The 13173-nt window shown below is 60.8% G+C and carries 12 protein-coding genes and 1 pseudogene; 12 read left to right on the forward strand and 1 reads right to left on the reverse strand.

All coding sequences use genetic code 11. From position 1 onward, the window contains the following. Positions 1-869: 869 nt before the first annotated feature. A complete protein-coding gene (locus tag F3H26_RS09045; protein ID WP_149775733.1) occupies positions 870-1736 on the reverse strand; it encodes a lytic transglycosylase domain-containing protein in 867 nt (288 codons plus the stop codon). Between the two features lie 351 nt (positions 1737-2087). Here F3H26_RS09045 and F3H26_RS09050 point away from each other — a divergent pair, with 351 nt between their 5' ends. The 12 genes and pseudogenes from F3H26_RS09050 to F3H26_RS09105 all read left to right on the forward strand — a co-directional run bounded on the left by F3H26_RS09050 (position 2088) and on the right by F3H26_RS09105 (position 13074). Continuing rightward, positions 2088-2330 carry a Flp family type IVb pilin gene (locus F3H26_RS09050; protein ID WP_149775734.1) on the forward strand — a complete coding sequence of 81 codons (243 nt, stop codon included), beginning with the start codon at positions 2088-2090 and terminating at the stop codon, positions 2328-2330. A 226-nt stretch (positions 2331-2556) separates the two neighbouring features. Further along, positions 2557-2793, forward strand: coding sequence for a Flp family type IVb pilin (locus F3H26_RS09055; RefSeq protein ID WP_149775735.1), 237 nt, complete (start codon positions 2557-2559; stop codon positions 2791-2793). Positions 2794-3030: 237 nt separating this feature from the next. Then, complete coding sequence (gene cpaB, locus F3H26_RS09060) at positions 3031-3912, forward strand: Flp pilus assembly protein CpaB (protein ID WP_149775736.1); 882 nt, start codon at positions 3031-3033, stop codon at positions 3910-3912. Between the two features lie 206 nt (positions 3913-4118). Beyond that, positions 4119-5528, forward strand: a pseudogene (locus F3H26_RS09065) (type II and III secretion system protein family protein). Between the two features lie 16 nt (positions 5529-5544). Further along, positions 5545-6174: an OmpA family protein gene (locus F3H26_RS09070; RefSeq protein ID WP_149775737.1), complete on the forward strand. Its 630-nt coding sequence runs from the start codon at positions 5545-5547 to the stop codon at positions 6172-6174. A 198-nt stretch (positions 6175-6372) separates the two neighbouring features. Continuing rightward, on the forward strand, positions 6373-7608 hold the full coding sequence (locus F3H26_RS09075; protein WP_149775738.1) for an AAA family ATPase: 1236 nt from the start codon (positions 6373-6375) through the stop codon (positions 7606-7608). Positions 7609-7635: 27 nt separating this feature from the next. Beyond that, positions 7636-9084, forward strand: coding sequence for a CpaF family protein (locus F3H26_RS09080; protein WP_149775739.1), 1449 nt, complete (start codon positions 7636-7638; stop codon positions 9082-9084). Between the two features lie 11 nt (positions 9085-9095). Then, a complete protein-coding gene (locus F3H26_RS09085; protein ID WP_149775740.1) occupies positions 9096-10064 on the forward strand; it encodes a type II secretion system F family protein in 969 nt (322 codons plus the stop codon). Between the two features lie 10 nt (positions 10065-10074). Continuing rightward, entirely contained in the window at positions 10075-11058 is a 984-nt protein-coding gene (locus tag F3H26_RS09090) for a type II secretion system F family protein (RefSeq protein WP_149775741.1), read from the forward strand. Between the two features lie 4 nt (positions 11059-11062). After that, complete coding sequence (locus tag F3H26_RS09095) at positions 11063-11644, forward strand: tetratricopeptide repeat protein (protein ID WP_149775742.1); 582 nt, start codon at positions 11063-11065, stop codon at positions 11642-11644. Positions 11645-11673: 29 nt separating this feature from the next. Continuing rightward, positions 11674-12525: a tetratricopeptide repeat protein gene (locus tag F3H26_RS09100; RefSeq protein ID WP_149775743.1), complete on the forward strand. Its 852-nt coding sequence runs from the start codon at positions 11674-11676 to the stop codon at positions 12523-12525. 3 nt (positions 12526-12528) lie between these two features. Next, complete coding sequence (locus F3H26_RS09105) at positions 12529-13074, forward strand: prepilin peptidase (RefSeq protein ID WP_149775744.1); 546 nt, start codon at positions 12529-12531, stop codon at positions 13072-13074. Positions 13075-13173 lie beyond the last annotated feature (99 nt).

Raw genomic sequence — 13173 nt, forward strand, 5'->3', positions numbered from 1 at the left:
AAGGTCCGCGATTGTGCGGCCGCTTGCCGTCTTGCAGCCTGTTCGTGAACTCTGCAGGAACAGCGGACGAAAATGCGATGCCTTGCAATGTGTTGGCGCATTGCAAGGTATTCACCCCGGAAACGCGACATGAGAAATTGCGCCCTTTGGGTGGGCTGCAGGCGAGACCTCCCCCTGTCTTTGTTGCAACTGCCTGGTAGCGCTGAGGAACGAGCGGTTTTCACCGGTGGACGGCGTGTCGAAGACCCGGCGACGGATATCGGTTGGGGGGCGCGGCTTCCGACTAGGTGCGCGGAAGACGGGATCATCGCGGATCGAAGCCATTGGCCGCAGCCTGCCTCGGCGAAGCCCAGGAGATGGTGCTGAATGCCTTCGCGCAGGCGCTGTCTTTCCGTGCCGTGGATCACTGAAAATCCCAGGATCGTGGTGACCTGCGTCTCGCGCTCGGAGGAGCGCATCTTCCATCCCCGGATTCGGGCCTCCGCTAGCCCGCAGCCGCCTTTGCGACCCGCCGCGCCCAAGCCGCCCATTGCCGTTCCATCTGCCCGGCAAGTTCCATGGGAGGCGTGTCATCATGCCCCCCGCCCGCAGTTCGGACGGTGGGTCTCGGTAATGGCCGATGCCAAATATGACAACCGCGTTTCCGGACGACGCATCCCATCATGGAGCCATCGCCCAGGCGGGCAGCACGTCCTATCGGATCGCACACGGCAAACGCACAGAACCCCATGAAGATCGCGCGACACTCGGTGGGGCAAACTCAAAGGCCGAAACAGGGACAGTTTCGGACGATCATGGACCGACCCGGTTCCAGCGACATTTCAGCGGCCACGGTCAAGAAATCGGCAGGGCCAGTTCGCCGGCCTTTTTCACTTCATGTTCTGAAACACGCAACCGTCGGAAATCAGATCGGGCGGCGTGGCGCACAAGGCGCGGGCGACCTGGAACGCCGCCAGCACCTTGGGAACATAGTCGCGGGTTTCAGCATAAGGCGGAACACCGTTGTGTTTGCGCACCGCACCTTCGCCCGCGTTGTAGCCGGCCAGCACGAGAATCGGATCGCTCCCGAACTCCTCCATCAACCAGTCTAGATACTTCACGCCTCCGGCAATATTCTGCTCCGGCAGCATGCTGTCGGTCACCCCGAACCGCTTGGCGGTGGCCGGCATCAGCTGCATCAACCCCTGCGCCCCCGCCGAACTGACGGCCGTCGCGCGCCCGCCCGATTCCACCGACATCACCGCCAGCACCAGCGCGGGCGACACCTTGGTGCCCACGGTCGAGCGCAGAATATCCACGCCGCGCTGCTCGACGATGCGCTGCAGAGTTTGAAGCCGCGGCGAAGCGACCCCGACCGTTGCCAGCGCCTGAAGCGCCGGATCCAACCGCCCCGGACCGGCCTGGGCCATGTCCGGCGAAATCCTCTCCCAAAAGGCCTTGTACGCCCCTTCGGGCGTTTTCTCGGGCTGGATCTGCGGAAGGGTGGCCGAAGGTACTTTGGTGCGGGCAATGATGTCGGGCACGACAAGCGTGGCGCCCGTGCTGGGGGCCGATGGCGCCTTGGCGTGTTCCTCGGGCGAGATTTGGACGGTTACTTGCGGGCGCGCACCCGGCTTGGGCGCCTTGATCCGTTTGTAGACGCCGCGTGGTTCGATATCGGTGGCCTGGGCCGGTGCGACGATAGCTGCCGCAAACGCCAAAACGCCGGCGCATGTCAGTACGCTCGGGATTCTCATCTTGCCTGCCTCATCTTCTTTTTCCGTTGATTTGTTACGCGAATCCGCGCTGCGGGCCAGAAAAACCGCGTGAATTGGGGCGTTTTTGCCTCATTTGCCGCAATTTTGCATCTTGCCTATCTGAACCGCGGCAGACGAAGAGATTTTTTCTTATTGTCTTTCCGCATGTTAGCTTATTGGTGACCAAAAAGTTAAACCTGAGGCAAAAAATTCGTTGTTTGGCCCAATTCCTGCCACGCACGAGGGGCAAACATAATGCCATACCGAGACGGTCATGAGCCGGTTGAGAGACAAAGCTCTGCAAGACCCCGAGGTTTTATTGACTTTTTGATCCTTTAGGAGGGACGCAACATGATCAAGTTCATCAAGAACTTCCGCAAAGACGAAGACGGCGCCGTGACTGTTGACTGGGTCGTTCTGACCGCAGCCGTCGTGGGCCTGGGCACCGTTGCCTACACGCAGATCTCGGGCGGCGCGACCGGCCTGGCAACCAACGTGAACAGCGCCCTGAGCGGTGCAACCGTTTCGACCGGCACCAACGCTGGCGCGGCCGGTGGTATCACCACCGCAGGTTCCGGCACCGGCGGCAGCTAAGCCCCGAGCCATGCATTCCGGGCCGCGCCAAACTGGCGCGGCCTTTTTTTAACCAAAACTCAGGACTCCTAGTGTTGGAATAGGCATAGCCCCCTGCCTGGCCAACTTGCTGTCCGCCATGGACGGGCAGCCCGGTTGCACGAGGAGACTAAAGCAACGGTTTGGTCGGCACCTGCTGCGCAGTTCACGCAAGACACGGGACGCCGACGGGTAAGAGGTATACGCCATGATTCGAGTTGCAAATGATTTCATTCGCGATGAAGACGGCGCTGTCACAATTGATTGGGTTGTCATTACCGCGCTGGTCGTGGGTCTGTCGATGGTGACCTATCTGGTCATCCAGACGGCGACAACCAACATGGGCGGCAACGTTGATACGGCGTTGAGTCGCTCAACCGTCAGCACCGGCACCAGCGCCGGCGGGAACGGCGGCATCGCAACCGCGGGTACCAGCGGGAGCTGACGCGGCGGAGCCCGAACCAACTTACCACAGGTCAGGCTTTTGCCCGACCAACGCAACCTGTATTTGCTCCGTGGTCTGCGCTTGTGCGGCGGCACTTTCGAGATTTCCTCAAACAACCCTGCTGAAAAGCTGGAATTTGTCCCACATTTCGACACAATTCGGATTTATCAAATACGCTGTTTCAATGTCTTGTTTGGGCCGATACACGTGCGACCAACAAAAGAATGAGGTGAACGCATGCGAGCTGTTTTTGGACTTGTCCTGATCGTCGGGGTCGCCTTGGCAGGTGGCGCGGTGTACATGGCCCGAAATTACATTGCCGAGTATCAAAACGCACTGGCCCGGGAAAGACAGGCAGCCCAGGAGGCGCTTGCGAATGCCAAGGTCGACGTGGTGCCGACCGTCGGCGTCATCGTCGCGAATCGCAAACTGAAATATGGTGAACCGCTGACCGCCGAGGATGTGCGCGTGGTCGAGTGGCCTGAAAATGCGATCCCCGAAGGCACGTTCACCGACATGACCGTTCTGTTCCCCGAAACGGGCGAGAACGAACGTTTCGTCCTGCGCGCGATGGAGAAGGACGAAGCCATCATGACGGTGAAGATCACCGAACCGGGTGAACCAGCCGGCCTGACCTCGATGCTGGAAAAGGGCAAACGCGCCTTTGCCATCAGTGTGGACGTGGCCTCGGGCGTTTCGGGCTTCCTGCGTCCCGGGGACGTGGTCGATGTGTACTGGACCGGGTCGCTGCGGGGCGCGGTCGAGGGCGCGAACGGCGAAATCACGCGCCTGATCCAGCCGAATATCGAATTGATCGCGGTCGACCAGACGGCCGGGTCCGACGTGACCGGCACGACCATTGCGCGGACGGTGACGGTGGCCGCCACCCCCGAACAGATCGCAGCGCTGGCGCAGGCGCAGAACACCGGTCGGCTGTCCCTGGCCTTGGTGGGTGTTCAGGATGAAACCGTCGCAAGCGCAATCGAAATGGACCAGCGCAAGCTGTTGGGCATCAAGGAGAGCGCCCCCGCCCCGGTCAAAAAAGAAGAGAAGGTCTGCACCATTCGGACCCGCAGGGGCGATCAGATCGTCGAGACACCGATTCCCTGTACAAACTGACGCTTGCTCAACAACTTGCCAGCAGAATTCGGAACGAAGCCGCGCTTTTTGCGCGGCTTCTCTCGTTTTGGTTGTTGCCCATTGTCCACATAAGGAAAATTCCGGAAACCCTTGATTATTGCAATAAAACCCGAATTCGCGCACAGTTCGCCATCATAGGGCAACAGACCCACAAAAACTGAGTGGTGATCGGAGAGGCAGGTCACATGACATTTCGTTCCTGGATTGGCGCAACCCTTTTGGGGGTGGCGCTTGTTACGAGCCCGGCCGGCTTCGATGCCGCTTGGGCCGAAAATCTTCGCGTGGTCAAGAAAGGTACGGCGGAAACGCTGGATGTGCCGATCAACCGCGCCATCGTGGTTGAAAGCGAAACACCCTTCGCCGAGCTCAGCATCGCGAATGCGGGCATCGCGGATATTTCGTCGCTTTCGGACCGCACCATTTAAGTGCTGGGCAAGGCGCCCGGCATGACGACGCTGACCCTGTTCGATGGCGCCGGCAATCTGATCACCAATGTGCGCGTTCGGGTCGCCCCGGACGTGACCGAATTCAAAGAGCGTCTGAAGCAGATTCTGCCAAACGAACCGATCGAGGTGCGCACGGCCAATGACGGGATCGTGCTGTCCGGCACGGTGTCCAGCTCGGCCAAGCTGGCGCGGGCTCTGGAACTGGCTGAACGCTATGCTCCCGAACGCGTGTCGAACCTGATGAATGTGGGCGGTGTGCAGCAGGTCATGCTGAAGGTCCGCTTTGCAGAGATGAACCGCACGGTCGCCAAGAACCTGTCGGCCTCACTGGGCTTTGGCGGCGGTGACGTGACCGGCGGCATCAACACTCTGAACAACCAGGGCGCCCTGACCAACGCCCTGGCCAACAATATTCCGGTGACCCAGTCCAACACGGGCGCCATCCTGTTCGGCTTCGGCGCCGGGTCGACCCAGGTTCGCCTGCTGCTCGAAGCGCTGGAGGCCAAGGGCCTGGCCCGCAGCCTGGCCGAGCCGAACCTGTCGGCCCTGTCCGGCCAGGAGGCGACATTCCTCGCCGGTGGCGAGGTTCCGATTCCGGTACCGCAGGATGACGGCGTGGTTGCCATCGAATACAAGGCCTTCGGCGTCGAGATCGACTTCGTGCCACGGGTCGTCGACGGCGACCTGATCAACCTCGAGATGGCCGCCTCGGTGTCCAGCATCGACACCAGCTCGAACTTCACCATCAACGGCGACAGCGTTCCCAGCTTCATCACGCGCCAGACCAGCACGACGGTCGAACTGCGCGACGGGGAAAGCTTTGCGATCGCGGGCCTGATCCAGGACGATTTTACCGACCTGAGCAATCAGATCCCCTGGCTGGGCGACGTTCCGGTGCTGGGCGCGCTGTTCCGCAGCGCCGAATACCAGCGCGAGCAGAGCGAACTGGTGATCATCATCACCGCGCATCTCGTGTCGCCGACGCGGGGTGAGGCTCTGGCCCTGCCCACGGACCGGGTCAAACCGCCAAGCGAATTCGACCTTTTCGTCAATGGTCGTGTGGCCCGCACCGAACGCACGGGCAACGGCGCGGCGTCGGAAGTCGCCAAACAGGATTTCGGCAGCTCTTACGGCTATGTCCTGGACTGATAGGGAGGACAGACCAATGCAGAAGTGGATGATCACACTGGGTCTTGCAGTCGCGGTTGCCAACTGCACCCGCGAAGCCGGCTACGAGATCGACCAAGGCGCCTTCGGCAACGCGACCCTGAACAACGTTCAGGTCATGAACGGCGAGTTGTCTTATGGCCAAATCCTGGCTCAGCGATTCGCGGCCGAGGTCCCGACCCAGATCAACTTTGCCTTCGACAGCGCCCAGCTGGACGACTCGGCACGCCGGATCCTCTTGCAGCAGGCCAACTGGATCAAACAGTTCCCCGAGGCCCGGTTCCGCGTCTATGGCCACACGGATGCGGTTGGGTCCCAAGGCTACAACTACAACCTGGGTCTGCGCCGGGCCAATGCGGCGGTGAATTTCCTGGTTCAGCAGGGGATCTCGCGTTCGCGTCTCGAAGCAGTGGCGTCGTTCGGCAAGACCAAGCCGTTGGTGGCGACACCGAATCGCGATCGTCGCAACCGACGCACCGTGACTGAGGTATCCGGCCTTGTGGACCGCCACCCCAACATCTTGGACGGGAAATACGCCGATGTCATCTACCGCGAGTATGTCGAAAGCGCGACCTACCCGAGCAAGTTGAGCCGCGAGACGGCGCTGGGCGAGACCAGCGAACAATAATTGGAAATCGGGCGGCATCGTCGCCCGTTTCCCTACAATTGGTTTTTTTGCGCCCCATTCTTGCCCCAGTTCCAAGCGACATTGTGAACAATTGGGTGACCTGCGGCCAAAATTGGCCGCAACAGGGCGACAGCAAACCGACACACGATTCTCGACCGTATCGACGTTTGCTGCGCTCTTACGACGAGGATTGTGTTAATGACGAGCGCCACGCCGCAAAACGATGACACCGCCATTCTGGCTTGTACGATCAGCCGGGACGTTCAGAACTTCGACCTGTTGATCGAGGACATGGAAACCGCCTTGGGTGAACGCTGGGGCGATCTTGGTTTTGCCGAAGCGCTGGCCTTTTTCAACCAACCCGAGGCCGAAACCCTTCAATTCGTCGCCCTGGCCATCGATGGAGAGGATGAAGACGATCTGACGTTGATGGGCGAGATCATCACCAAGGCCAAGGAAAAGAACATCAAGGTCGTTCTGATCGCCGAAGACGTCACGCCGGCGGCATTGCACCAACTGCTGCGCAAGGGGGCCGACGAGTTCGTCCCCTACCCTCTGCCGGAAAACGAGCTGCAGGAAGCCATCGAGCGGATGAACCAGCCCGATCCCGAACCGGTGCCGCAACCGACAGCGGTACCATTGGCGGCCGGGACATCCAAGGAAGGCGCGCTTTTGGTGGTTCACGGATTGGCCGGCGGTGTCGGCGCCACGACCATGGCGGTGAACCTCGCCTGGGAACTGGCAACCGTTTCGGGCAAGGATGCCCCTCGGGTCTGCCTGATCGATCTGGATCTTCAGTACGGGACCGTATCGACCTATCTGGATCTTCCCCGCCGCGAAGCCGTGTTCGAGATGCTGTCGGACACAGCCGCCATGGATGATGACGTGTTCGCACAGGCGCTGCAGAAATTCGATGACAAGCTCGACGTGCTGACGGCCCCGTCGGACATGGTGCCGCTTGACCTGCTCACGCCCGAAGACATTCAGCGCGTGATCGACATGGCCCGCAAACACTATGACTACGTTCTGATCGACATGCCCAAGACACTGGTGCATTGGTCCGAAACGGTATTGCAGGCCGCGCATGTGTATTTCGCCCTGATCGAACTCGACATGCGCTCGGCCCAGAACGCGCTGCGTCTCAAGCGGGCGCTGCAGGCCGAGGAACTGCCCTTCAACAAGTTGCGGTTCGCATTGAACCGCGCTCCGAAATTCACCGATCTCAACGGCAAGAGCCGGGTCAAGCGCATGGGCGAGAGCCTGGGCATTTCGATCGACCTGCGACTGCCGGATGGTGGCAAGCCGGTTCTTCAGGCCGGCGATCACGGATTGCCGCTGGCCAATTCCGCCGCCAAGAATCCGCTGCGTCGGGAAATCGCCAAACTTGCTCAGTCATTGCACAACCTCGGCAGCAACAGCGCCGAGGCCGCATAATCACAGCCCCCAAGGGGAGGAGCCGCCGTGTTTTCACGATACAAGAAGCAACCAGCCGCTCAGCCGGTGGCCACGCCGGCCGAGGCAGCCAAGTCGCCGGAAGCCCCTGCCAGCTCGGCTCAGCCGTCGTCTTCGACGGCGGTCGCGCGCAAGCCTGCGCTCAAGAAAGCGGGCGAAGTCAAGGGAATGGACCGCGAGCGCAAGCGCAAGGAGCGCCTGAGCGAAATCAAGATCGAGCTGCATCGCGAGCTTCTGGAAAACCTGAACCTGGCCGCGCTGGAAAACGCGTCCGAGGCGGAACTTCGGGCCGAAATCAGCGCCATCGCAAGCGAAGTTCTGGAAGCCAAGAGCATCGTTCTGAACCGCGAAGACCGCTCGCAGCTGAACAAGGAACTGTATGACGAGGTGACCGGCCTCGGCCCTCTGGAAACGCTGCTGCAGGATGACACGGTCAGCGATATTCTGGTCAACGGCCCGCATCAAATCTTTGTCGAACGGTTCGGCAAGCTCGAACTCAGCGACGTCACCTTCAAGGATGAAAAGCACCTGATGCGGATCATCGACAAGATCGTGTCTGCCGTGGGCCGGCGTGTCGATGAATCGAATCCCTATGTCGACGCCCGTCTGGCGGACGGCTCGCGTTTCAACGCGATGGTCCCGCCCATCGCGGTGGATGGATCGCTGGTGTCGATCCGGAAATTCAAGAAAGACAAGCTGAGCATCGACGACCTGGTGAAATTCGGCGCCTTTACCGAGGAAATGGCCGCCTATCTTCAGGCTGCCGTGTCCACCCGTCTGAACATCATCGTGTCGGGTGGTACCGGTTCGGGCAAGACCACCACGCTGAATGCTTTGTCCAGCTTCATCGACGATGCCGAACGCATCCTGACCATCGAGGACACGGCGGAACTGCAGCTGCAGCAGACCCATGTGGGACGGATGGAAAGCCGCCCGCCCAACGTGGAAGGCAAGGGCGAAGTCAGCCCGCGTGACTGTCTGAAGAACGCTCTGCGGATGCGCCCCGACCGCATCATCGTCGGCGAGACGCGCGGCGCCGAGGTGATCGACATGCTGCAGGCCATGAACACCGGCCACGACGGATCGATGACCACGATCCACGCCAACTCGGCCCGTGACGGTATCTCGCGCCTGGAAAACATGATCGCCATGGCTGGGATCGAGATGCCGATCAAGGCCGTGCGCAGCCAGATCGCAAGCGCCGTGAACCTGATCGTGCAGGCCAGCCGCCTGCAGGACGGTTCGCGCCGGATGACCTCGATCACCGAGATCACGGGCATGGAAGGCGACGTGATCTCGATGCAGGAAATCTTTCGGTTTCAACGCGTTGGGCTGACACCCGACAACAAGATCATCGGTCACTTCACGGCCACGGGCGTACGCAGCCACTATTCGGAACGGTTCCGTCTTTGGGGGTATGACCTGCCCGCATCGATCTATGAACCGACGACCATGTAGGAGAGCCGGACATGCAACTGCCTACCGAGGCGCTTATCTATGTCGCGATCTTCGTCGGGGTTCTGGCGCTGGTCGAGGGCATCTATCTGGTGGCTTTCGGCAAGTCCATCAGCCTGAACAGCAAGGTCAACCGCCGTCTGGACATGCTGGACAAGGGTGTCGGCCGCGAACAGGTTCTGGAACAGCTGCGCAAGGAAATGCAGCAGCACATGAAATCCCAGAGCATCCCGCTCTATTCGCTGCTGGCCGACAAGGCGCAGAAGGCGGCAATCGCCTTCAGCCCGCGCCAGTTGATCATGATGATGGCCCTGCTGTCGATCGTCGCCTTCATGGGGCTGAGCATCGGCACCCGCACCGAGACACTTTTGCGGGTCGCGCTGTCGGTGGCGATCGGGGTCGGCGCGGTCTATGCATGGGTGAACAACAAGGCCAAAAAGCGGATGGCCATGCTGGAGGAGCAACTGCCGGATGCGGTCGAACTTATGGTGCGATCCTTGCGGGTGGGCAACCCCTTCGTATCGTCCGTCCAGATCGTCGCCAACGAGGTCGAAGACCCGTTGGGCACCGAATTCGGCGTGATCGCCGACGAATGCGCCTATGGCCGCGACGTGGGCGAAGCGCTCAAGGACATGGCCGAGCGTCTGGGCATGCAGGACCTTCGCTTCTTGGCCGTTGCGGTGGGCATTCAACAGCAGTCCGGCGGCAACCTGGCCGAAATCCTTGCCGGTCTTGCCAAGGTGATCCGGGCCCGCTTCCGTCTGTTCCGGCGCGTCAAGGCCATCACAGCCGAGGCGCAATGGTCAGGCAAGTTCCTTTCAGGGTTCCCTCTCGGCTGCCTGCTGTTCATCCTGGTGAAGGACCCCAATTATTATGACTCGGTCCTTGATCACCCGTGGTTCATCCCGGCCTGTTTCGTTGTCGGCATCATGCTGACCCTTAACCTGATCGTGATGCGCATCCTCACCAACATCAAGGTCTGATGGGGCAAGCATGGAAATCCTGAACCAGATCAATGAATTTCTGACCCAGCAGCTGGGAGAGTTCGGGCCGCTGATCGTCGTGGGTGTGCTGGGCCTGTTCATGATCCTGATCACCATCCCCATTCTGCTGAACCAGCCCGAGGACCCCCTGAAGAAGCTGCAGCGCGCCAACGCCGCGCCCAATCGCGAAAAGAAGGGCAAAAAGGATAAGCTGCGCAATTCCAGCCGCAACGAACAGCTGGAGAAATTCGCCACCTTTCTCGAGCCGCAGAACCAGGAAGAATATTCCGCCATGGAGCTCAAGCTGCGCCAGGCCGGTTACCGGTCGAAGGACGCGGTTCGTTTCTTCCACTTTGCGCAGTTCGCTTTGGGAATTTTCGGTATCATCATCGGGGTGTTGCTGGTCACCGTGTTCAGCAACGGGCAGGAATTCACCGGCCAGCAGATGATGATCCGCGTTCTGGTGCCCGGTGCCATCGGATACTATCTTCCCAAATACTGGATCACGCGCCGCATCGAAGAACGGAAGGAGGCCATCACCGCCGGCTTCCCCGATACGCTCGACCTGATGCTGGTCTGCGTGGAAGCGGGTCAGTCGCTGGACCAGGCCATCGTTCGCGTGGCGTCCGAGATGAAGGCTTCGTATCCGGACATTGCGCAGGAATTCGAAACCGTCGCGTACGAGATGAAGGCCGGCAAGGACAAGGACACGGTTCTGCGCGACTTCGGCACCCGCTGCGGCGTGCAGGACGTCAGTTCGTTCGTGACCGTGATGATCCAATCGGCGACTTTCGGCACCTCGATCGCCGATGCATTGCGGGTCTATGCGGGCGAGATGCGTGACAAGCGGGTTATGCGCGCGGAAGAGGCCGCAAACAAGTTGCCAACCAAAATGACGCTTGCCACAATGATGCTGACGGTCCCGCCACTGCTGATCATTCTGATCGGGCCGTCGGCCAAAGGGATCATGGACTTTACGAACATGAGCAAATAGCCGGATGCAGACAACGCTGCTTCGCGTCACGAGAACGGGGATTTTCATCCTGACAACCACCGCGGCCGCATCCGCGGTGGTTTCGTGTACCGAGACCGGCCTGACCCAAGGCCCCTACCCCCCGGGGATCGACCCCAAGGGCGGCCCGGTCGACGAAGTCGCCGTGGGCAACCGCCTGATGGCTGCCGGAGAATACGAACTGGCGCTGGAGTCTTTCACCCGCGCGGCGCTGGCCGAAGGGATGACCGCCGAAATCCTGACCTCGATCGGAACCGCCAATCTTGGGCTCAGGCGTCTTGGCCAGGCGGAACCGCTATTGCGCGAAGCCGTGGAAAAAGACCCGGAATGGCCGATCGCCTGGAACAATCTGGGCGTGTTGCTGATGGAAACCGGTGAATATGCCGAAGCCTCGCATGTGTTCCGACGGGCCTATGCGCTGGACAATGGCGAAAGTGACGCAATCCGGGACAATCTGCGCTTGGCACTCGCAAAAATGGAAAATCCTGTTAATATTACCACGCAAGAACAAGAATTCCGGCTTGAGCAACAAGGGGATGGGGCATTCCTGTTGCGCAGGAACCGGTAACAGAGGCACGAGCAGCAAGGGACGCAAAAATGCGCCACAGCTTTCTGATTCCCACAGTCGCGGCATGCGGGCTGATCTTGACGGCCTGCGCCAAGGAAACCGAGCAGGAAAAGGTCGAACGCACGTTCCAGGAAGTGAACGTCATCGACGAGACCAACCTGAACGACGTGATGTTGAATGCGTCGAACCCGAACGAGGCCGTCACCTATTTCCAGGGTGCCGCCAGCAAGAACCCCGATCGGATCGACCTGCAGCGTGGGCTGGCCATTTCGCTGGTTCGCGCCAAACGCAGCACCGAGGCCGCGGTGGCGTGGAAACGTGTGACCACGATGCCCGGCGCCACCAGCGCCGACCGGGTGGAATATGCGGATGCGCTGGTCCGCAGCGGAAACTGGAAAGAGGCCAAGGCGGTCCTTGATTCCGTGCCGCCGACGCACGAGACCTTCAAGCGATACCGTCTCGAAGCGTTGGTCGCCGATGCCAACAAGGATTGGAAACGCGCCGATCATTTCTATGAGACCGCCGTGGGCCTGACGACCCGACCGGCCGGTGTCATGAACAATTGGGGGTATTCCAAGCTGAGCCGCGGCCAGTATGCCGAAGCCGAGCGGCTGTTCACCGAGGCCATCCGCCAGGACAAAAACCTGTTCACAGCCAAGAACAATCTGGTCCTGGCGCGGGCCGCACAGGGCAACTATTCCATGCCCGTGATTCCCATGACCCAGGCCGAACGGGCCGAGTTGCTGAACACGATGGCGATCTCGGCCGTCAAGCGCGGCGACGTGAACCTGGCCAAGAACCTGTTCCGCGAGGCCATCGCGACGCACCCGCAGCATTTCGACGCGGCGGTGCGATCGTTGCGCGCATTCGAGGACGCCTGATAGATGACCATCCCGTCTGCCGCGGCGCTGTGGTTCCTGCCCTTTGTGCTGCCCATCTGCCTGTATGTCGCCTTCACCGACATGCGTGAAATGCGCATCAAGAACCACGCGGTCGTTGCCTTGGCGGCCGTGTTCGTGGTGGTCGGCCTGGTCGCGGTTCCGCCCTGGTCGGGCGACTGGCTGCCCGGAACGCTCGGCCCGCTGTCCTTTTCGCTGCCGGTCTACGCCTGGCAGTTGCATCACCTGATCGTGGTCCTGATACTTGGCATCCTGCTGAACGCCGCGGGTGTCATGGGGGCCGGGGACGCCAAATTCTGCGCCGCCGCCGCCCCCTATGTTTGGTTGGGCGACCTTCTGTCGGTTGCCGCCATCCTGATGGCCACGGTCCTGGCGGCGTTCACGACCCACCGACTGGCGAAACACACCGGCCTGCGCCGGTTCGCGCCGGAATGGAAAAGCTGGGAGCAGGGCAAGAAGTTCCCCATGGGTCTGGCGCTTGCCGGGGCTCTGGCCATCTACCTGATTCTCGGCGCCGTTTACGGTTCGTAAACCATCTTTCCTGCGCCGCGCCCTCGCCATGGTACTGCCACAAAGCTGCGCCAGATTTTCCACATCCGCCCCTTACCCGAGGGGGCGACCGTGTGACAT

It is taken from the genome of Ruegeria intermedia (genome assembly GCF_900129345.1).
Lineage (GTDB): Bacteria > Pseudomonadota > Alphaproteobacteria > Rhodobacterales > Rhodobacteraceae > Ruegeria > Ruegeria intermedia.